Raw genomic sequence first — 20,164 nt, 5'->3', positions numbered from 1 at the left:
CCGGATCCCATCGTGCATGATGGTTCCAGAGTCGCTCCCCGACGCGGACGTGAACGCGGAGCGCTCGCGGAGACCCACGCGTACCGCTCGCTGCGGAAGGATGCACTCATCGCTCATCACGATCCGATCCAGGCGGAGCCGGCCCGGCGTCGTCGACGCCTCCGGTGGCTCACCGGGCTCGCGGCGACCGCAGTGCTCCTCCTCGTCGCCGTGGCGGTGCTGACGCAGCGGTTCGGCTACACCACGAACGTCACGATCCCTCTGAGCTACGTCAGCGACAGCGGTCAGACCTACTCCTGCACGTACGACTACCGCACTCCCGACCGTCTGCCGATGCCCGCAGCCATCGCCGAGCAGATGAACGAGCGGGACTGGTCCGGGACCGGTCAGCTGATCTACGACTGGGCGAAGACCCACCCCGCCGAGCACTGGACGACGGAGGAGGACCTGCCCGCAGACGACCCGCGCTCGACGAGGGCGGATGCGTCGTGGGGCCTCGCGATGGACAGGTACGTGACGTTCCCGCCGTGGCTCGTCGACGGGGAGGGCGGAGCCGAGTACGAGCTGCGGTGGGAAGCGCGCCCCGGCAGCGACTGCGAGGACGGCCTGCGCTGACCCCGGTGGGCCGCCCGCCGCGACGTCCAGCGGTTCAGACGAAGGTGGCGGCGTCGATCACGAACCGGTAGCGCACGTCGGACGCGAGCACGCGCTCGTACGCCTCGTTGATCGCCGACGCCGGGATCACCTCGATCTGCGCGGTGATCCCGTGCTCGGCGCAGAAGTCGAGCATCTCCTGCGTCTCGCGGATGCCGCCGATGTTCGAGCCGGCGATCGAGCGGCGTCCGGCGATCAGCGACCCGGCGTTCAGGGCGAGGGCCTCGGCCGGGGCACCGACGCACACGATCGTGCCGTCGACATCGAGCAGCCCGAGGTAGGAGCGGAGGTCGATCACGGCGCTCACGGTGTTGAGGATCACGTCGAACGAGCCGCGCAGCTTGCGGAAGGTCTCCCGGTCGCTCGTCGCGAAATAGCGATCGGCCCCGAGACGCAGACCGTCGTCCTGCTTCGCCAGCGTCTGCGAGAGCACGGTGACCTCGGCGCCCAGCGCGTGCGCGATCTGCACGCCCATGTGCCCCAGCCCGCCCAGCCCGACGACGGCGACGCGCGTCCCGGGTCCGACCTTCCAGTGCCGCAGGGGCGAGTACGTCGTGATGCCCGCGCACAGCAGCGGCGCCGCGGCATCCAGCGGCAGGGCGTCGGGGATGCGCAGCACGAAGCCTTCCGTCACCACGACCTGCTCCGAGTAGCCGCCCTGGGTGATGGTGCCGTCACGATCGACCGCGCCGTAGGTGCCGACGGCGCCCTGCGTGCAGAACTGCTCATCGCCGCGGAGGCAGTACCGGCATTCTCCGCACGAGTTCACCAGACAGCCGACGCCGACGCGGTCGCCGACGGCGTGCTTCGTGACCTCGGCGCCCACGGCCGCGACCGTCCCGGTGATCTCGTGCCCCGGAGCCAGCGGGTACTGCTGCGGACCCCAGTCCCCGCGGACGGTGTGGATGTCGGAGTGGCAGATGCCCGCGAAGGCGATGTCGATGAGCACATCGTGCGGGCCGAGCTCCCGACGCTCGATCACGGTCTTCTCGAGCGGGGCGGCTTCGGCGGGGGCGGCGTAGGCGGTGACGGTCGACATGATGCTCCTCGGGTCGGTACTCGCCGAGACTATCCCCCGGCGCCGATGAGTGCGCCGAGCGCCCTGCTGATCCGCACGTGCCGAACGCGTCAGCGCTTCTGCCGCTTGAGCACCTTCTCCTCGATCGGGGCCTTGCCCGTCGCGGCGAGGTCCGCGTAGTAGGCGCGGGCCTCGTCCTGACGCTGCTTCTCGATGCCGCTCGCGATGGGCGCACGCACGTGCTCCGGCTCGTAGCCGAACGCGTTCACGAGGTCGAGCGCGTAGGGGCGCAGACGTGCGCAGAGGCGATCGATGTAGCTCGACACCGCCGCGGCGCGCTGCATCGACAGCCGGCCATGGATGAGGTGCCAGGCAAGGTGCTTCTCGATGAGCTGCAGGCCGAACAGGTCGCGCAGCCAGGTGAGCACCTTCTTCGTCTGCGGGTCGTCGATCCGGCGCAGCGCATCGGTGAACGCCTCCCACTGCAGCAGCTCGCCGTGCGCACGCGCGGCTTCGATGAGCTCGGCCTGGTTCTCGTTGAACAGACGGGCGCCGAGCGCCTTGTCCTTCCCGCCCGCGCGCAGGCGTCCGGCGATGTCGGCGACCATCTGCTGGACCCGTCCGGCGAGCAGGTCGTGCTGCTGCTCCTCGCGGAGTCCCCGCTCGACCGAACGGCTCACCTGGCCGAAGTCCGACACGGCCTGGCCGAGCTGGCGGAGGCCGGCGCCGTGGAACAGCTTGCCCGCCGTCATGCCGACGGCGAACTTCGCGAGCGCCGCGGCATCCTTGCCCTGGAACTGCTTGGCATAGTCGGTCAGCAGCCGCTTGCCGACGAGCTGCAGCAGCACGTTGTTGTCGCCCTCGAAAGTGACGTAGATGTCGAGATCCTGGCGGAGTCCGACCAGACGGTTCTCGAACATGAAGCCCGAGCCGCCGCAGGCCTCGCGTGCCTCCTGCAGCGTGTCGAGGGCGTGCCACGTCGACAGCGGCTTGAGCGCCGCGGCGAGCGTCTCGAGGTCCTCACGGTCGTCGGGGGTATCGGTGCGACCGGAGAAGACCCCGTCGAACTTCTGCAGGAACTCGTCGTGCGCGAAGATCTGCGCGTACGTCGTGGCCAGGCGCGGGAGCAGACGGCGCTGGTGCTTGCCGTAGTCCATGAGCACGACCTCCTGCCCGTCCGCGCCGTCGAACTGCCGGCGCTGCGTGGCGTAGGTGATCGCGATGTGCAGGCCGAGCGCCGAAGCCCAGGATGCGGCGCCGTCGAGCGAGACACGCCCCTGCACGAGGGTGCCGAGCATCGTGAAGAACCGGCGGCCTGGACTGTCGATGGCGCTGGAGTAGGTGCCGTCCGCGGCGACGTCGCCGTAGCGGTTGAGCAGGTTCGTGCGCGGGATGCGCACCTGATCGAACGAGAGCCGGCCGTTGTCGATGCCGTTCAGCCCGCCCTTGAGGCCGTCGTCCTCGCGCCCGATACCGGGCAGGTCGACGCCGTCCTCGCCGCGCAGCGGCACATAGAAGCAGTGCACGCCGTGGTTGACGCCGTTCGTGATCAGCTGGGCGAAGACGGTGGCCGCGATGCCGTGCAGCGCGGCATTGCCGAGGTACTCCTTCACGGCGCCGCGGAACGGCGTGTGGATGACGAACTCCTCGGTCTCCGGGTCGTACGTCGCTGTGGTGCCGACGGCGGCGACGTCGGAGCCATGGCCGATCTCGGTCATCGCGAAAGCGCCGGGGATCGACAGGTCCATGACTCCGGGGAGCCACTTGTCGTGGTGCTCCTCGGTGCCCAGCTGCAGGATCGCGGAGCCGAAGAGGCCCCACTGCACGCCCGACTTGATCTGCAGGCTCGGATCGGCGACCACGAGCTCTTCGAATCCGGCGATGTTGCCGCCGTTGTTCTCCTCGCCGCCGAAGCGCTTCGGGAACGCGCGGTGGACCGCCTTGTTGTCGACGAGCAGGTGCAGCTGGCTCAGGACCCGCTCGCGGTGCTCATCCTTGCCCAGCTCGTCCTTGCGCCAGAACGCCGAATCCTTGATCATCTCGCGGGCCTGACGCCGGACGTCGCCCCAGGTTCCCATCAGCAGATCGTTGACGCGGGCGACATCGATCGCGGGGGTCGCCTCGACGATCGGGGCGTTGGCAGGACGGACGGCGGCGTCGACCATGAGCGTTCCTCTCAGAGGGAAGTAGGGATACGACCATGGTAGGTCTGCGACAACCAGCAGCGAACTGCCCTGTCCCTTTCCTCCAATGCGCGGCAGGCACAGGGCCGCGCCCTGTTGTCGTCAGACCACAGTCGACCGGTCCCGCCCTCAGCCTTCCGCGAGCGCCGGCGTCGGCGGGGCGGCCTTGGCCTCCTGCCACCGCCGCTTCGTCCCGGCGCTCAGCCGCGCCCAGGTGCGATCGCGGATGAAGATCGAGTCGATCGCGATCATGGTGAGCGAGAACCAGGGCAATCCCATGAGCACCGCGATGCCGATGTGGAAGGACAGGATGCCCAGCAGGCCGATCAGTCGCGTCGGCCGTGTCAGCAGCATCAGCGGGAACGCGACCTGCAGGATGATCGACCCCCAGCTCGCGATCGTGACCATCGGTCCCCACGTCGTGACGAGGTCGCTCAGCACCGGCCAGGTTCCGAACCGCGCGGTCTGCAGCGGGTTGTAGACCGCGTACCCCTCCTCCCATGGCGACCCGCCCGCCTTGTACAGGGCGCCGGAGGCGTAGACGAAGCACACCTGCGCCGTGAGGGCGACCAGAGCGAGGTTGTGGAACATCGTCCCCAGCAGTGCGGGCTGACTGTCCGGCGGGAACCACTCACCCGCACGGGCGCGTCGACGGGCGTCCAACGACCAGCGCGCGGCGGGGTCGGCGAAGAACAGCAGCAGCAGCGCGATCCGGAACATGTTGTCGCCCTGGTCGCCCACCATGTCGTTCGCCTCGATGAACCCGACCCAGAGGCAGAAGAAGATCGGCAGCACGATGCGGAAGCGCCAGCCCAGCACGAACAGCACCGCCAGCACCCCGAGGAGCAGGTAGAGCGCCGTGTACAGCACGTCGTTGCCCATCGTCGCGTGGAAGGCGCTGAACACCCAGATCTTCGGGAAGTCGCTCACCGGCTCCGCGAGCTCGCCGTTCCAGGCCGATCCCGAACCGAACGTGTACAGGCGGGTGCTGAAGTTCGCTGCCAGCAGGCCGATCGCCGTGACGCCGAAGAGGATGCGCGTGACGGCGAGGCCGTACAGAGCCTTCTTCCCGTTGAACAGCCAGTCGCCGACGAACGCCGAGATGCGGTCGACGGCCGAGAGCACCATCGCCCAGAGGCCGCCGATCATCGACGACGCGAACGTCAGCAGCCGGGTGAGGAACGACCGCGGGGGCGGGCTGTCGGTGCGAGCGGGCTCGGGAGCGGGAGCAGGCGGAGGGGAGACCGGGGCCGGGGCCGTGATCGTCGTGCTCGACCGCGCCGTGTCCTTCTTCTTCGGCTCCGACTTCCGGGGCGCCGTCCTGACCGGCGCGCTCACGGCTGGATCCTCTCGAACTGGCTGCGGAACGTGTCCGCGAAGTTCTCGCGACTCTGGCCTTCCTCTTCTATGGGCAGCCGCCACCCCGTGGTCGAGAACGTCGGATCCGGACGCTGCGCACCAGGGTCGTTGCGTTCCTCATACGGGACCACGTTCTGTCGGCTCACGCGGTACTGCACCTTGACGACGGCATCCGCTCCCCAGATCGCGTAGGCCACCTGGGTGGCGTAGGCGGTGGAGAGGTGCTCCTCGGCCATGTACGCCTCCGTCGAGGGGTTGTCCCCCTCGAGCTCGTCGAAGGAGCGCACCATCCACTCCTCCCAGCCGTCCTCGGCGAAGTCGAGGCCGACGATGGCCTGCTGATCGGCGCTCAACTTGTTGTACGCGTTCATCTGCCCGCTCGCCACCTCGCTGGATTGGATCCCCGCGCGGGGCGGGAACAGGTTGTAGCGGATCATCGACAGCTCGACGTCGGTGGCGCTGACCCAGCCGGTCTCGACCTCCGCGCCGTCCTTCTCGATCACGGCGCGCACGTTGAAGTGGTAGTCGCCGTTGATCGGCTCCGGTGCGAAGACGCTCCACGATTGGCCGAACATCGGCAGCATGTATCCGGCGAGAACCTCCTGCGTCGGAATCTCCCGTAACGCCGAGTACGGGGCGATCCAGAGGAAGGACGCGGCGATGTGCCACAGCGTCAGCAGGCAGGCGGCGAAGGCGATGAGCTTGACCCACCAGGTCGGGCGCGGCCGCACCACGGCGGCTGCGCCCGAACCGGGCAGGTCGGTTTCCGGTGAGGACTCGGGTTTCGTGTTCATTCACTTCCCTCTCACCGCTGAGGGCCGAGGCCGCCGTGGGGAAACGGCCTCGGCCACCCAACGTTCGTGCGACGTGATGTCTACTCCGTCTGGACCAGCGGCCGCCGCGACCTCGCGAGCCGCAGCGCCCCCAGCCCGAGCATCAGGAGCAGGACGGCCAGGGCGACCGCACCACCCTGGGCCTGGCCACCGGTCGTGGCGAGTCCGGACGCGACGACCTGGAATGTCGCGGACACACTGCCCGACGTCGCTCCGGTGAGCGTCACCGTGTGGGCGCCCAGGTCGCTGGAGGACGGGATCGTCCAGGTGAAGGTGACGGTGCCCTGCGCGTCGGCGACCTGGGTCCCCAGTGGGACCGGAGCGGACGTCATCAGCCCCGTCACCGTCTCCCCCGGCTGGAAGCCCGTGCCGATCGCGGTCTGCTGTGCCCCGCGCTCCAGCACCGGCGACCGCAGAGTGATCGCGATGGCCCCGTTCGGGTCGGCTGCCGCGTCCGCCGAGGCGGATGCCGTGGCCGAGGCCGAAGCGTCCGCTGCAGCCGTCGCCGAAGCCGTGGCCGAGGACGAGGCGTTCGCTGCGGCAGCCGCCGCGGCGTTCGGGTCCGCGTCGGCCGAAGCCGAGGCGTCCGCCGCGCTCGTGGAGGTCGCGTCGTTCTGCGCCGCCGCCTGCGCCGCTGCCGCCGCGGAGGCGTCGGCCGCCGTCGTGGCCGTGCTCGACGCATCCGTGGAGGCATCGGTGGTCGCCGCAGCCTGAGCCGCCGCACTGGCCGTCACGTCCGCCGCAGCGGAGGCCTGGCTGGTCGCATCGGCGAGGGCCGCAGCCACCGCCGCCGCCTCAGCCGAGGCGTTGCTGTCGTCATCCGCCTGTGCCGACGCCGCCGCCGATGCGGAGGCGTTCGTGTTGATCTCGGCTGAGGCATCCGCCGCGGCGACCGCATCCGCGGAGGCATCGCTCGACGCACTCGCGATGGCTGCGGCACTCGCATTCGCCGCGGCGCTCGTGCTGGCGTCGGATGTCGCCGAGGCTTCGGCAGCGGTGTTCGTCGTCGCGTCGGCCAGAGCCGCCGCCTGGGCGGCGATCGCCGCGCCCGCGTTCGCCTCGGATGTCGCATCCGCCGATGCCGCCGTGGAGGCCGTCGCCGTCGCCGCCGCCTGGGCCGCGGCTTCCGCCGACGGATCGGCCGCTGCCGACCCCTCCGCGGTCGCATCGGCGAAGGCCGCAGCCTGGGCCGAGGCTTCGGCGACGGCCGCCGTCGAGGCATCGGCGTCGGCCGACGCAGAGGCCGAGGCCGCGGCATTGGTGTTGGCCGATGCCTCCGCAGAGGCATCCGTCGAGGAATCCGTGGTCGCGGCCGCTTCGGACGATGCCGCCGAGTTCGCTTCGGCAGCAGCCGAGGCCGCCGCGTTCACGTCGTCGGACGCGTCCGCCTGCGCCGCCGCCTGCGCCGCGACCGCCGCCGAGGCGTTCGCGGTCGACGTCACGTCGGTCGAGGCGGTCGTGGAGGCGTCGGTCGTCGCCGCGGCCTGCGCCGCCGCGGTGGCATCCGCGGTCGCTGCCGCCGAGGCGGCCGACGTCGCGTCGGCGAGCGCGGCTGCTTCCGCGGCGGCCTGCGCCGAGGGATCACCGTCCGCCGTCGCATCGGCCGACGCGGATGCCGAAGCCCCCGCGTTCGTGTTGACGCCAGCCGGATCAGCCGCGGTGACCTCGGTCGTGTCGGTCGCGGTCGCTGCGCCCGCCGTCGCGGTCAAGGTGTGGCCGGCAGCAGGGGCCGTGTCGGCCGGCACCGGGTAGTTCGCCGTGAAGGCGCCGAACGCGTCGGTCGTGGCGGTCACCGGACCGCCGACGTTCCCGCCGCCCGGAGCAGTCAGCTGCAGGGACACCGAGGAGTTCGCCGGCCAGCCAGAGCCGGTGACGGCGAGGTTGGTGCCCGCGGGGACCTGAGCTGCGGCGTCGACGACGACCGGTGCCGCGGTGACCTCGGTCGTGTCCGTCGCGGTCTGCGTACCCGCGGTGGCCGTGATCGTGTAGCCGGTTCCGGCGGGCGTGCCGGCGGGGACGGGGTAGTCGATCGCGAAGACGCCGAGCCCGTTGGTCGTCGCCGTCTGCGGGGTGCCGATGAGGCCACCACCCGGAGCCGTGAGCTGCACGGTCACCACGGTGTTCGCGGGCCAGTTCGCGCCGGAGACGGGAAGGTCGGTGCCTGCTTCGACCGTCGCCGCCGCGTCCACGGTCGCCGTGGCAGGCGCCGCGGTGACCTCCGTCGTGTCGGTCGCTGTCTGCGTGTCGACCGACGCCGTCACGGTGTAGCCCGTCCCGGCGGGCGTTCCGGCCGGGACCGGATACGACCCGGTGAACGCGCCCGAGGCGTTGGTCGTCATGAGCACCGGTGCGCCGATGTCCCCGCCGCCCGGTGCCGTCAGCTGCACCGACACCGGGGTGGCGGCCGGCCAGCCGGCGCCGGAGACGGCGAGGTCCGTTCCCGCCTGCACCGTGGGAGCCGCATCCACGGTCGCGGCCGCGGTGACCTCCGTCGTGTCGGTGGCCGTGGTCGTGCCCGCCGTCGCGGTGACGGCGTATCCGGCACCCGGCGTCGCGGATGACGGGACGGGGTAGGCGAGCGTGAAGCCACCGGCAGCGTCCGTCGTCGCGGTGACCGGCGCGCCGACGTTCCCGCCGCCCGGAGCGGTCAGCTGCACCGACACCTGGGTCGTCGCCGGCCATCCGGAACCGTTGACGGCGAGGCTCGTCCCGGCCTGCACCGTCGCCGCCGCATCGATCGCGGCGACGGCCGCGGCTGCGGCCTTCACCGTGGAGGAGCCGAGGTCGAGGGCGACCCCGCCGCCGACGGCGGGGAGCAGGTCGATCGCGAGCGCACGCACCGTGAAGCTGTCGCCGGGGATGTCCCCCGTCGCCGGCTGCTCGTTGATCGTGATGGTCGCCACCCCGGAGAGCACACCCTGGAGCACCGGGTCGAGCGTCGTGAGCACCGGGCCGGTCAGGGCGGCGAGCGCCGGCTGGACGAGCGGGATCACGCTCGTGAGCGCCGTGTCGACGAGAGGACCGGTGGTCGTCGCGACGGCCGTGGTGACGGCGCTGACCACGGGGTTCAACAGCACCCCGAGGTTGAGCCCGGCGAGGGTGATGTCGGTCGTGACGGCCGGGACGGGAGTCGCGGTGCCCGCGAACTGCGCGAGCGATCCGATGACCGTCACATCGCCGGAGACGAGGGGCGTTCCGGTGAGCGGCACCGTGAGATCCACCCCGACCGCGAGCGTGACCTGGAGCGCGTCCAACGTCGTCGCGAGGATCGAGGAGACCTTGCCGTTGAGGCTGTTGGGATGCGTGCCCGTGAGCGCGGAGGTGATCCCCTGCTGGATGGCGGCGATCGTCGTCGCCGAGAGCACCGGGGTGTTCGCAGGCAGGGAGTTGAGGTCCGCTCCCGCCCCCGTCTCGACGAGGATCCGCGCCAGGTCGACGGAGATCGTTCCCGTGCTGAGGTTGACGATCACCGATCCTGTCGTGTTCTCGAGCGGCTGCAGCAGCACCTCGCTCGCGACGGTCTGTCCGACCGTGTCGAGGCCGGCGATCGAGACGGTTCCGCCGGTCGCCTCGAAGGCCGCGACGAGCGGCACATCCGGGATCGCGTTGATCGTGTCCACGAGCGTCGTCGTCAGTGCGGTCAGGGCACCGCCGGGTCCGGCGAGGTCGCTGACAGGCGTGACGGTGCCCTGGATCGCCGCGGCGAGCGTGGTCGACAGGCCGGCGACGAGGTTGCTGTGCAGGTCGAGGTTCAGGTCCGCGATGCGGTACTCCGAGGTGGCGGTCCCGGCGTTGGACTCGGCGCGGGACGCGAGTGCGCCGATGCCGACCGAGGCCTGGTCGAGGACGGCGTCGGTGAGCCCCGCGACAGCCAGCTGATCGAACAGGTCGGTGAGCTCGAGCGTCGCGGGATCGGTGCTGCCGTCGATGGCGCCGGTGTCGATCGCGCCGCCCGAGGTGATCGTCCCCGAGGATGCGGTCGACGTCGTCTGGGTGGGCGAGACGCTGAAGCTCTGGGTGGCGCCCAGGTCGCCCAGCTGCAGCAGACCGGGTGAGGTGCCGTCGGTCAGCAGCGGGATGTTCAGCGTGCCGACGTCGATGCTCAGCGCCTCGAGCAGAGCCAGGTTGAGACCGCCGAGCTCCGAACCCGGCGCCGCGGGATTGCTGGTCCGCGTGTGGCCCAGCGCCGCGATGTCGAGCCCGCCGAGCAGCGGAGCCGGCAGTTGGATGATCTGCCCCTGCGCGACCGACGGATCGTTCGGATTCGCCGCATCCAGCGCGTTCGCCGCCGTCGGCATCAATGCACTGGCGAGGACCACGGCGCCGACGGTCATGCCGGCGATGGTCCCGCCCATGGCTCTGCGTCTTTGCAGAGTCCTGCTGTCCAGCTGTTCCATTCGCTACTCCCGAGTGATGCGATCTTCCGCGTCACAAGGCCCCCCCACGGGTCGACAGGTGTCGGCCGAGCGATGTTGGAGACAGTATTGCGGTGCCCCACGGGATATGTCCAGCACTTGTCCAGAAATCCATCCACGAGGGGCTCCCCACGAGACATTCCGCCATCGTCCGACCGGGCGGCGACGACAGAACCGCCCCGCAGACCGGAGTCGGCGAGGCGGTTCGAGGGGTCCGACGGCTACAGCGCGAGCCCGTGGCCGAATCGGAACAGCGGGTCGGCGGTGTCGAACGGCACGTCGGGGCGCGATGCCTCGACGGCGGCCATCGAGCGCGGGAGGTCGAAGGGCAGCGCGCCCTGTGCCGGCGAGGCACCGCTCAGGACGTCGAGCAGCGCCGGGGCCGATGCACCCCAGTTCACGGTCAGCGCTGCCGCGACCTCCGCGATCGGGGTGAGGATCGGCGGACGGTCGGCGAGCACGTCGACCACCGTGGGAACGGCGGCCGCGACCTCACGGACGTGCGCGATCACCGCCTCCGAGAACTCCAGGGAACCCGCGTGGAAGAAGTTCTCGAACATCGTCGCGCGTTCCTCGAACGGAGCCTGCAGACGCAGGATCGCGAGGTCGGCCTCGGCCGGCGTGTCCACGACCTGCCCGAAGGCGGCCGCGACATCGGCGTCGATCCCCTCGACGTAAAGCTTCCGCCCGGGCGGGAAGGGCAGCACGTCGTCGTTGGCGAGCACGGTGATCGAGGCGCGCTGCGCCTCCTCCCCTGCGGCACGGAAGTCCGCACGGCCCACGATCTCGTCGGCCGCATCCTCATCCACGAAGGGATCGTCGAACAGGCCCAGCTCGAACTTCTCGCGCAGGATGCGTCGAGCCGAGATGTCGAGTCGCTCTTCGGTGACCTCGCCGTCGGCGATGAGCTCGAGCAGCAGCTCCGGGTTCGCCTCTCCGCCGAACTGGTCGACGCCGGCATCCAGCACCTTCTTCATCCGCTCTCGGGGCGTCATGTCCTCGACGCCCCAGGCGCGGGCGGGGAAGGGCTGGCCGAAGATCTCGGAATCGCTGATCAGGCCCCAGTCGGTGCAGACCAGACCGTCGAATCCGTAGCGCTCGCGCAGCAGCCCGGTGATCACGGACTTGTTGAAGCCGAAGCCCACCTCCTCGTACTCCGTGCCGACGGGCATCCCGTAGTACGGCATCATCTGCCGGGTACCCGCGGCGAGCGCATCCTCGAACGGCTTCAGGTGAAGCTCGAACTCGCCGCCAGGATAGACCTGCTCGCGACCGTAGGGGAAGTGCGGATCCTCACCGTCCTTCTGCGGACCACCCCCGGGGAAGTGCTTGGTCATGGTCGACACCGAACCGGGCCCGAAGGACTCCCCCTGGAACCCCCGGATGTACGCCGCGCCGAGACGCCCGGCGAGCTCGGCGTCCTCCCCGAAGGTCGCGGTCTGCCGTGCCCACCGCGGCTCCGTCGCGAGATCGACCTGCGGGTGCAGGGCGACCCGCAGCCCGACGGCCGTGTACTCCTGGCGGGCGATGTCGGCGAAGCGCTCGACGAGCTCCTCATCGCGGGTCGCGGCGAGCCCGAGGGTCTCCGGCCACTGCGAGAACGGACCGGCGAGGATCGACGCGCCGGGGTTCTCGCTGAACGAGTGCCGGGGGTCGGTCGAGAGCGTCACCGGGATGCCGAGCCGCGTGGAGGCGGCGAGGCGCTGCAGCGCGTTGTGCCACGCGGCGATCTCCCGACCGCTGGGCGCGCCGCCGAGCAGGTTGAAGTGCGTCATCCGCTTGGATTCGAGGAACTCCCGCGCCGACGGCGTCGCGAACACCGGGTTGGGTTCCTCTAGATCGCCGATCGCGATCATGGTGTGGAAGAAGAGTCCGGCCTTCTCCTCGATCGTCATGGCGTCGAGCAGCAGCTGCACCCGCTCGTCGACCGAGAGGTCGGTGTCGAGCCACGGGCGGGCGATGGTGGTCTCGGTCATGGTCACTTGACTCCCTTGATGCGGTAGACGAGCACGGCGCCCGCTAGGGCGACGAGCGCACCGAACAGGTACCACGTGGTGTAGCCGCCGAGCGGCGTTGCCGCCCCGATCGCGATGATGCCCGGCGCGATGGCCGGGGCGATCGACTGCGGCAGGGCGTTGGCGATGTTCAGCACGCCGAGGTCCTTCGCTACGTCGTCGGGGTTCGGCAGCACCTCGGTCGCGAGGGCGAGGTCGACCGAGAGGAACGATCCGGCACCGAGACCGATGATCGCCTGCGCGATGATGACGGTCGTGACGTCGGGGGCGATGGCGAGGATGACCAGACCGACCACCATGATGACTCCGGCGACGGCGACGAACGGACGGCGCTTGCCGATCCTGTCGGAGAGGAAGCCGCCGAGCGGGGAGGAGATCGCCATCGCCGCCATCGAGGCGAGGTTGGCGGCGAGGATGATGCCGACGGCCCCCTGCTCGTCGAGGCCGAACTTGGTGACCAGGTACAGCGGGAGGAAGGTGGCGATGCCGGCGTAGCCGAACATCACGAAGAACTTGGTGAGCCAGGTCCACCCGAAATCGGGGTGCTTGCGCGGGTTGAACACGAACGAGCCGAAGAACATCCCGATCGTGAACTTCTCGGCGGGCTTCTCGGTGAGGCGGCGGTCCTTGAGGGTCAGGACGAAGACGATCACCAGGATCAGCGCGATGACGCCGGGCACGACGAAGCGCTCGAAGTCACCGGGCAGGAAGTTCACCAGGAAGCTGCCGGCGAGGATGCCGATCGGGGTCGTGATGCCGATGATGCCGGACACCTTGCCGCGGCTGGAGACGGGAACCTGGTCGGGCAGGGTGGCGTTCGCTGCGGCGAGCACGGCGTTCATGGCCGTCTGCACGAGGCACCACGAGAGCAGCACCATCCAGACGGACGTCGCCGCGCCGATGAGGACGAAACCGCCGAGCCCGACGATCGCGCCGCCCAGGATCCAGGGACGACGCATGCCCCAGCGCGATGTGGTGCGGTCGGACAGTCGCCCGACGAGCGGGTTCGCGACGAGGGCGAAGATCGCGCCGACGCCCATCACCAGGCCGAGGCTCCCCTCGGTGTTCACGGGATCGATGTGCTGGACCTTGAAGGCCATGGACACCATCACCGGGGTGAGCAGGGCGAGGTACACGCCGAAATTGACGGCGGCGAGACCCGGCGTGTACCCGCGCGGGGTCTTCGACGGCGTGGTCCCCGGGGCCTTGAAGCCCGTGGTTCCGACCGCGGCCGCGGCAGCGGCGGATGACAGCTCTGTCATGACAGTCCTTTCGATTCACCGCACATCTTCGGGCGATGCGGTTCTGGGATGACCATACACGAATATCGACCGCTTGGTAACTGAAATTAGACCGCTTGGTAATGAGCGAGGATAGGATGCGGGAGGAGGATGCGATGACGACGACGGCACCGGCCGGCTCGCGGCAGGCTCGCGCCGCCGCCACCCGGCAGCGCATCCTCTCCGCCGCGCACGAGCTGTTCGTCACCCGCGGCTATCGCTCGACCTCGCTCCGGGACATCGCGGCCGCCGCGTCGGTCAGCCACCCCGGACTGCTGGGCCACTTCGCCTCGAAGGACGACCTGCTCGCCGAGGTCGTCGCGGAGCTCGAGGCCGAGAACGAGACGGTGTTCAGCGCGATCGCGGCCGCCTCGGAGCCGGGAGAGCTGGTATTCGCCGCCCTCGCCGCGCGCAACGCCCGCACCGAGGGGTACCTCGAGCTGTTCGCCGCCCTCACCGGTGAGGCGTCGGCGCCCGGGCACCCCGCGCACGACCGGATGCGCGAACGCTACTGCCGCCTGCGGGCGCTGAGCGTCGACGTCCTGCAGGATGCGCAGGATCACGGGGTGATCGCGGCCGATCGCGACGTCCGTGGCGAGACGGTGCGGCACACGGCCGGATGGGACGGCCTGCAGCTGATCTCGCAGTATCTCCCCGACCGGGTGGACGTCGTCGAGATGCTCGAGGACCGGGAGAACCTGTGGGCGTCACCGCTCGCCTGGCGAGACCCCGACGATGACCCGACGCCCGAGCTCGACGCACCCGCCGGCCCGCTCCCGGAGCTGCCCGTCGCCGCCGTCCCCGAATCCGACCCCGGCTACGCGGTGGGCCGCCGACGCCGCACGCAGATCGTCGCGGATGCGATGCGCCTGTTCTCCCGCGACGGATACGGCGACACGAGTCTGCGGGACATCGCGACCGCCGTCGGCGTATCGAAGTCGACCCTGCTGCACCACTACTCCTCCAAGGAGCTGCTGCTCAGTGCCGTCCTCGCCGAGAGGGACAGCGCGATCAACGACAACCAGTCCGTCGCCGGCGCCGCCTCCGCCGCGGAGCTGCTGCGCGGGATCCCCGGCGGTGCCGCGCACAGCGCGCGGGAGGAGCCAGGGCTGATCGAGGTGTACGCCGTCCTGTCGTGCGAGGCGGTTCCGACCACGCACCCCGCCCACGCCTACTTCCGGACGCGGTTCGCGAACACGATCGACTACTTCACCACCCTGTTCGAGCTCGCCCAGCGCGACGGCGACCTGCCGGCGCACCGCGACCCCGCGCACGAAGCCGTCTGGCTGATCGCGATGTGGGACGGTCTGCAGTACCAGTGGCTGTACGACCGGGGCGCGGTCGACGTCGCCGCGCACCTGCAGGCGCACTTCGACGACGTGCTCCCGCGGCGCTGAGACGATGCTGGCGGATCAGCGCAGGCGGACGGCGTAGCGCAGATGCGTCGTCTGCGGGGAATCTTCTGCGCCCACCAGGTCGAGGGACAGCCGTTCCGCGTCCACGCCGTCGAACAGACGCACCCCCGCCCCGAACAGTACCGGCGAGAGAGCGACGTGGAACTCGTCGACCAGACCGGCATTGAGAGACTGGACGATCGTCTCACCGCCACCCGAGATGCGTACGTCGAGGTCGCCGGCAGCGGCGTGCGCCTGGTCGAGCGCCGACTCGATGCCGTCGTTCACGAAGTGGAACGTGGTGCCGCCGCGGCGCTCCCACGGCTCGCGCTCCTCGTGGGTGACAACGAAGACCGGCGTATGGAAAGGCGGATCCTCCGGCCACGCGTGCTCGCCGGCGTCGAACATCCGCTTCCCCATCACACTCGCCCCGGTGCGCTCGAACGTCTCGCGCACGATGTCGTTGTCACGCCCCTCTTCCCCGCCGTCGCCCAGCTGCAGGTTCTCGCGGAAGAACCGCTGCCGGAACACCCATTTCTGCAACTCCATCCACTGCCGCCCCATCAACTCATCCGGCGACTCCGGGGCGATGAACCCGTCGAGAGACATCGAGACGCTGAAGAACACCGTGCCGGCCATCAGCGCTCCCCTCGCGCGATCGCCATATCCGCGACGTGGATGGCGAGGTTGGCCAGGGTCTGCCGACCACCCTCGAGTGCGCCATGTCGCTCGATCGCCCGGTCGCGCAGTTCCGGTGTCGGAAACACCGTGCGCATCTCGATCCGGGTCCGATCGCGGTCCGGCACGAACGTGAGGTGCGATTCGAATGCATCAGGATCGTCGCGGTGCTCACCATGGAGCATCACGATCCGCTCCGGCGCGACGATGTCGGTCCAGACGATCCACTCCGGGTAGTCGGTGCCGTCCGGTCCGTGCATCACGAACTCCCATTCGCCACCGACACGGAAATCGAACGATCGCGTCGTCGTGGTGAAGCCCGTGGGCCCCCACCACTTCGAGAGGTGCTGCACCGCGGTGAACGCCTCGAACACCAGCGTCGGCACGGCGTCGATCACGCGCGAGATCACGATCTCGCGATCAATCGTGCTGTCCATCTCCTCTACTCCTGTCTTCTTTCCGCTTTCAGATCCTGCACGTAGGCGTCGAGCCGGTCGAAGCTCTCGTTCCAGAACCGCTCGAAGCCACCCGTCCACTCATGGACCGCCCGAAGCCCGGTGGCGTCGAGCCCGTAAACACGCTGCTTGCCCTCGCGGCGGTCCCATACGAGACCGACCTCGCGGAGCACACGCAGATGCTTGGAGGCACCCGGCTGGGTCATCCCCAGCGCCTCGGACACCTCGGTCACGGGGCGGTCACCACTGCGCAGCAATGTCAGGATGTCCCGGCGTCGCGGTTCGGCGATCGCGTTGAAGACATCGGATGTGGTCGCCGCTCGTGCCATGTCGCTAACATATACCCATATAGGCAAGTGTTCAAGACGTCACTAGCGATCTCGAAGCCCCCAGCGTCGAGGTCAGGCGCCGAGGTCAGGCGGCGGCGATCACCGCGAGGACGCCCTCGCCGTAGGCCTCGCGCTTCTTCGCACCGATGCCGGTGATGGCGTCGAGGTCGGCGAGAGAGCTCGGTCGATGTTCCGCGAGCGCGCGGAGCGTGGCGTCGCCGAACACGATGTACGCCGGGACCCCCTGCTCCCGGGCGGTCTGGGCGCGCCAGGTGCGCAGCGCCTCGAACAGCCCGCGATCCCCGGCATCCAGCGCATCAGCAGCACTGGCCTTGCGCGCCCGCGAAGAGGAGGCGGGCCGGCCGATCGTGTCCTTGCGCAGAGGTACAGCGGTCTCGCCACGCAGCACCCCGGCCGCCAGCTCGCCCGGAGCCAGCGTGCCGTAGTCGCCCTGCGCGACGAGGATCCCTCGGGCGAGGAGCTGCCGGACGACGCTGCGCCAGTCCTGATCCGAGAGGTCGTTGCCGATGCCATAGGTCGCCAGCTTGTCGTGACCCTGCTGCCTGATGCGCTCGGTCGAGGCCCCGCGGAGGATGTCGATCAGGTGCCCGGCGCCGAACGCCTGGTTGCGCTCGCGCTTGAGCCGCACGATCGTCGAGAGCAGCTTCTGGGCGGGCACGAGCCCGTCGAAGGTCTCGGTGTCGTCGAGGCACGTGTCGCAGTTGCCGCAGGGCGCGGACTCCTGCCCGAAGTAGCCCAGCAGGTTCTGTCGGCGGCACTCGACCGTCTCGCACAGCGCGAGCATGGCGTCGAGGTGCTGCCCCATCCGCATCTTGAACGTGCGGTCGCCAGGGCTCTGGTCTATGAGCCGGCGCTGCTGCACCACATCGCCGAGTCCGTACGCCATCCACGCCACCGAGGGTTCGCCGTCACGACCGGCGCGGCCGGTCTCCTGGTAGTACCCCTCGACGGACTTCGGCAGGTCGATGTGCGCGACGAAGCGGACATCGGGCTTGTCGATGCCCATGCCGAACGCGATGGTCGCGACCATGACCACGCCGTCCTCGCGCAGGAACCGGGACTGGTTGGTCGCGCGCACCTCCGCCGGGAGACCCGCGTGATACGGCAGGGCGTCGAGCCCCTGGGCGGCGAGATACGTGGCCGTCTGCTCGACGGACTTGCGGCTGAGCGCGTACACGATGCCGGCAGCGCCCTCCGGCTGCGAGCGGATGAACTGCACGAGCTGCTTGCGCGGATCGACCTTGGGGACGATGCGGTACTGGATGTTCGGACGGTCGAAGCTCGCGACGAAGTGCTTCGCCGTGTCGAGCCGCAGCCGCTCGGTGAGCTCCTTGTGCGTGGCCCGCGTCGCCGTCGCGGTGAGCGCCATGCGCGGAACACCCGGGAACCGCTCCCCCAGATCTCCCAGCGCGAGGTAGTCGGGCCGGAAGTCGTGGCCCCACTGCGACACGCAATGCGCCTCGTCGATAGCGATCACGCTGAGCGTTCCACGCTGCAGCAGCGCCGTGGTCTGCGGGCTGGAGAGCCGCTCGGGGGCGACGTAGATGAGGTCGAGCTCGCCGGCGACATAGGCCCGCTCGACCTCCCGCCGCTCGTCGATCGCCTGGGTCGAGTTGAGGTACGCGGCATTGACGCCGTTGGCCCGGAGCGCGTCGACCTGATCGTGCATGAGCGCGATGAGCGGGCTGATGACGAGCCCCGTGCCCTCGCGCACGAGCGCAGGCACCTGATACGTGATGCTCTTGCCGCCACCGGTCGGCATCAGCACGACGGCGTCTCCGCCGGAGATGACCTGCTCGACGATGTCGGCCTGATCGCCGCGGAAGTCGTCATAGCCGAAGACGGTGTGCAGCGCCTCGCGTGCGGTCGGATAGCGGCTCGGCGTCGCGCGGCGCTCGACGGGCGGGCGCGCGGTGGCGGGCGAGTCGACGGCGGTGACGGGGCCCCGTCCCCAGTCGAGCGGGGGCTCGAAGCCGGCCCCCTGCGGCTCCCAGTCCATGGGCTCCGGCGGGTACGAGGACTCCCAGCCGTCGTCGTACCCTTCGACAGGCTCAGGGACCCATCCGTCAGGCTCAGGGACCCATCCTTCGTACGGGTCACGGGGAGTCTGCGGCATACCTCCAGCGTAACGACCCCCGCCGACGCGGGCGGCGTGTCATCCACAGCGTCCGGTGCCGGGACCGCCCCCTGCCCGCGCGCGCGGGCGTAGGTTGGGAGGCACACGCAGAAGGAGCAGCCGATGACCGACATCACCGTGACCCGCAACGACGAAGACTCGCGCTTCGAGATCCGCTCCGACGACGTGCTCGCCGGCTTCGCGGCGTTCGACCTGCGTCCCGGATCCATCCGCTTCCTCCACACCGAGATCGACCCGGCGTTCCAGGGCCAGGGCCTGGCGGGCAAGCTCGCGTCCGAGGCCTTGGCGGATGCCGTCGGGCGCGGTGAGGCGATCGTCCCCCTGTGCCCGTACATCGCGAAGTACCTCGAGACGCACGACGTCCCCGGCGCCGAGGTCCGCTGGCCGAAGTCGCCGTCCGGTCACGGCGGCTCGGTCGCCGAGGATCCGACGGGCCGGGCGGAATGATCGGGCAGCACCGCCTCATCCTCGAGCCGCGCGAGGTGCCGCTCGGCGGTGTGCGCGGCATGAACGTGCTGCGGGCGCTGCCGCACCGCAACCTGCCGACGATCGGCGCCTGGTGCTTCCTCGACCGCTTCGGACCGGCCGATACCCGGATGCGCGTGGAACCGCATCCGCACATCGGTCTGCAGACCGTGACCTGGCCGCTCGTGGGAGAGATCCGGCACCGCGACTCGCTCGGCAGCGACGCCGACCTCCGACGCGGCCAGCTGAACCTGATGACGGCGGGCAACGGCATCTCGCATTCGGAGTACTCGATCGGCGAGGACCCGATCCCGCTGGACGCCCTGCAGTTCTGGGTGGTGCTCCCCGACGCGGCCAGACACGGTGCGGCCGGCTTCGAGAGGCACACGGAGCTTCCGGGGCTGACCGTTCCCGCCGCAGAGGGAGCGGATGCCGAGGTCACGGTGGTCCTGGGCGACTTCGCCGGCGTGCTGTCGCCCGCCACCGTGCACACCCCGATCGTCGGCGCCGAGGTCGTGCTCGCCCCGGGGTCCCGCGTGCGGCTGCCGCTGCGGCCGGACTGGGAGCACGCACTGATGCTCGTCGAGGGAGACGCGGTGGTGGCGGAGCATCGACTGGACCGCAACGGACTGCTGTACCTCGGCGACTCGCGCGAGGAGGTCGAGGTGTCGAGCGGGGAGGGCGCCCTGCTGTTCCTGCTCGGCGGCGAGCCCTTCGAGGACGACATCGTGATGTGGTGGAACTTCGCCGGGCGCACGCATGACGAGATCGCCGCCGCACGCGAGGAGTGGGAGGGCGCATCCGACCGCTTCGGGGTGGTCCCCGGTCACGACGTGCGCATCCCGGCTCCTCCGCTCCCGCCCGTCCGCCTCATGCCCCGTTCCCGCAAGCTCTGACCCCTCCCTCCCCATCCCGCCTGTCTCCATAC

15 protein-coding genes are annotated in these 20,164 nt (G+C 70.1%); 4 read left to right on the top strand and 11 right to left on the bottom strand.

Annotation, left to right across the window (positions count from 1 at the left end):
- Window positions 1-12 precede the first annotated feature (12 nt).
- Window positions 13-615, top strand: coding sequence for a hypothetical protein (locus tag CSX12_RS02765; protein ID WP_124894773.1), 603 nt, complete (start codon window positions 13-15; stop codon window positions 613-615).
- Window positions 616-649: 34 nt separating this feature from the next.
- On the opposite strand, the gene CSX12_RS02760 is transcribed toward CSX12_RS02765, so the two are convergent.
- The 7 genes from CSX12_RS02760 to CSX12_RS02730 form a co-directional block, all read right to left on the bottom strand.
- Window positions 650-1,693 carry an NAD(P)-dependent alcohol dehydrogenase gene (locus CSX12_RS02760; protein WP_124894772.1) on the bottom strand — a complete coding sequence of 348 codons (1,044 nt, stop codon included), beginning with the start codon at window positions 1,691-1,693 and terminating at the stop codon, window positions 650-652.
- An 89-nt stretch (window positions 1,694-1,782) separates the two neighbouring features.
- Entirely contained in the window at window positions 1,783-3,837 is a 2,055-nt protein-coding gene (locus CSX12_RS02755; protein ID WP_017204343.1) for an acyl-CoA dehydrogenase, read from the bottom strand.
- Between the two features lie 147 nt (window positions 3,838-3,984).
- Window positions 3,985-5,193 carry an HTTM domain-containing protein gene (locus CSX12_RS02750; protein WP_124894771.1) on the bottom strand — a complete coding sequence of 403 codons (1,209 nt, stop codon included), beginning with the start codon at window positions 5,191-5,193 and terminating at the stop codon, window positions 3,985-3,987.
- The gene (locus CSX12_RS02745; RefSeq protein ID WP_124894770.1) at window positions 5,190-6,008 is read right to left on the bottom strand and encodes a DUF5819 family protein; all 819 of its coding nucleotides are present in this window, start codon (window positions 6,006-6,008) and stop codon (window positions 5,190-5,192) included. The genes CSX12_RS02750 and CSX12_RS02745 overlap by 4 nt, the downstream gene beginning before the upstream one ends.
- 80 nt (window positions 6,009-6,088) lie before the next feature.
- Window positions 6,089-10,402 (bottom strand): choice-of-anchor G family protein, encoded by a 4,314-nt coding sequence (locus CSX12_RS02740; RefSeq protein ID WP_124894769.1) that lies wholly within the window; start codon window positions 10,400-10,402, stop codon window positions 6,089-6,091.
- Window positions 10,403-10,683: 281 nt separating this feature from the next.
- Entirely contained in the window at window positions 10,684-12,438 is a 1,755-nt protein-coding gene (locus CSX12_RS02735) for a glycoside hydrolase family 3 N-terminal domain-containing protein (RefSeq protein ID WP_124894768.1), read from the bottom strand.
- Between the two features lie 2 nt (window positions 12,439-12,440).
- A complete protein-coding gene (locus CSX12_RS02730; RefSeq protein ID WP_124894767.1) occupies window positions 12,441-13,739 on the bottom strand; it encodes an MFS transporter in 1,299 nt (432 codons plus the stop codon).
- A gap of 134 nt (window positions 13,740-13,873) precedes the next feature.
- Here CSX12_RS02730 and CSX12_RS02725 point away from each other — a divergent pair, with 134 nt between their 5' ends.
- Window positions 13,874-15,154 (top strand): TetR/AcrR family transcriptional regulator, encoded by a 1,281-nt coding sequence (locus CSX12_RS02725; protein WP_124894766.1) that lies wholly within the window; start codon window positions 13,874-13,876, stop codon window positions 15,152-15,154.
- A 15-nt stretch (window positions 15,155-15,169) separates the two neighbouring features.
- Here the strand turns inward: CSX12_RS02725 and CSX12_RS02720 are convergent, their stop codons facing one another.
- The 4 genes from CSX12_RS02720 to recQ all read right to left on the bottom strand — a co-directional run bounded on the left by CSX12_RS02720 (window position 15,170) and on the right by recQ (window position 18,750).
- Complete coding sequence (locus tag CSX12_RS02720) at window positions 15,170-15,790, bottom strand: dihydrofolate reductase family protein (RefSeq protein WP_124894765.1); 621 nt, start codon at window positions 15,788-15,790, stop codon at window positions 15,170-15,172.
- Window positions 15,790-16,266 (bottom strand): SRPBCC family protein, encoded by a 477-nt coding sequence (locus CSX12_RS02715; protein ID WP_124894764.1) that lies wholly within the window; start codon window positions 16,264-16,266, stop codon window positions 15,790-15,792. The genes CSX12_RS02720 and CSX12_RS02715 overlap by 1 nt, the downstream gene beginning before the upstream one ends.
- 5 nt (window positions 16,267-16,271) lie before the next feature.
- Window positions 16,272-16,613, bottom strand: coding sequence for a metalloregulator ArsR/SmtB family transcription factor (locus tag CSX12_RS02710; protein ID WP_124894763.1), 342 nt, complete (start codon window positions 16,611-16,613; stop codon window positions 16,272-16,274).
- Window positions 16,614-16,698: 85 nt separating this feature from the next.
- Entirely contained in the window at window positions 16,699-18,750 is a 2,052-nt protein-coding gene (gene recQ / locus CSX12_RS02705) for a DNA helicase RecQ (protein ID WP_124894762.1), read from the bottom strand.
- A gap of 123 nt (window positions 18,751-18,873) precedes the next feature.
- On the opposite strand from recQ, the gene CSX12_RS02700 reads away from it, so the two are divergent.
- Window positions 18,874-19,218 (top strand): GNAT family N-acetyltransferase, encoded by a 345-nt coding sequence (locus tag CSX12_RS02700; protein WP_124894761.1) that lies wholly within the window; start codon window positions 18,874-18,876, stop codon window positions 19,216-19,218.
- Window positions 19,215-20,132 (top strand): pirin family protein, encoded by a 918-nt coding sequence (locus CSX12_RS02695; protein ID WP_124894760.1) that lies wholly within the window; start codon window positions 19,215-19,217, stop codon window positions 20,130-20,132. Before CSX12_RS02700 ends, CSX12_RS02695 begins: the two co-directional genes overlap by 4 nt.
- Window positions 20,133-20,164: the final 32 nt, after the last annotated feature.

The sequence above is a fragment of the Microbacterium sp. Y-01 genome (assembly GCF_003856715.1).
Lineage (GTDB): Bacteria > Actinomycetota > Actinomycetes > Actinomycetales > Microbacteriaceae > Microbacterium > Microbacterium algeriense.
The sequence above is the reverse complement of the archived record's forward strand: the minus strand, read 5'-3'. Positions and strand labels throughout refer to the sequence as shown.

Excerpts from the sequence above, each read along its gene's own strand:
- CSX12_RS02760 (WP_124894772.1), bottom strand. The coding sequence starts at position 1,693 with ATGTCGACCGTCACCGCCTACGCCGCCCCCGCCGAAGCCGCCCCGCTC.
- CSX12_RS02755 (WP_017204343.1), bottom strand. The coding sequence starts at position 3,837 with ATGGTCGACGCCGCCGTCCGTCCTGCCAACGCCCCGATCGTCGAGGCG.
- CSX12_RS02745 (WP_124894770.1), bottom strand. The coding sequence starts at position 6,008 with ATGAACACGAAACCCGAGTCCTCACCGGAAACCGACCTGCCCGGTTCG.
- CSX12_RS02740 (WP_124894769.1), bottom strand. The coding sequence starts at position 10,402 with ATGGGCGGGACCATCGCCGGCATGACCGTCGGCGCCGTGGTCCTCGCC.
- CSX12_RS02735 (WP_124894768.1), bottom strand. The coding sequence starts at position 12,438 with ATGACCGAGACCACCATCGCCCGCCCGTGGCTCGACACCGACCTCTCG.
- CSX12_RS02730 (WP_124894767.1), bottom strand. The coding sequence starts at position 13,739 with ATGACAGAGCTGTCATCCGCCGCTGCCGCGGCCGCGGTCGGAACCACG.
- CSX12_RS02725 (WP_124894766.1), top strand. The coding sequence starts at position 13,874 with ATGACGACGACGGCACCGGCCGGCTCGCGGCAGGCTCGCGCCGCCGCC.
- CSX12_RS02720 (WP_124894765.1), bottom strand. The coding sequence starts at position 15,790 with ATGGCCGGCACGGTGTTCTTCAGCGTCTCGATGTCTCTCGACGGGTTC.
- CSX12_RS02715 (WP_124894764.1), bottom strand. The coding sequence starts at position 16,266 with ATGGACAGCACGATTGATCGCGAGATCGTGATCTCGCGCGTGATCGAC.
- CSX12_RS02710 (WP_124894763.1), bottom strand. The coding sequence starts at position 16,613 with ATGGCACGAGCGGCGACCACATCCGATGTCTTCAACGCGATCGCCGAA.
- recQ (WP_124894762.1), bottom strand. The coding sequence starts at position 18,750 with ATGCCGCAGACTCCCCGTGACCCGTACGAAGGATGGGTCCCTGAGCCT.
- CSX12_RS02700 (WP_124894761.1), top strand. The coding sequence starts at position 18,874 with ATGACCGACATCACCGTGACCCGCAACGACGAAGACTCGCGCTTCGAG.
- CSX12_RS02695 (WP_124894760.1), top strand. The coding sequence starts at position 19,215 with ATGATCGGGCAGCACCGCCTCATCCTCGAGCCGCGCGAGGTGCCGCTC.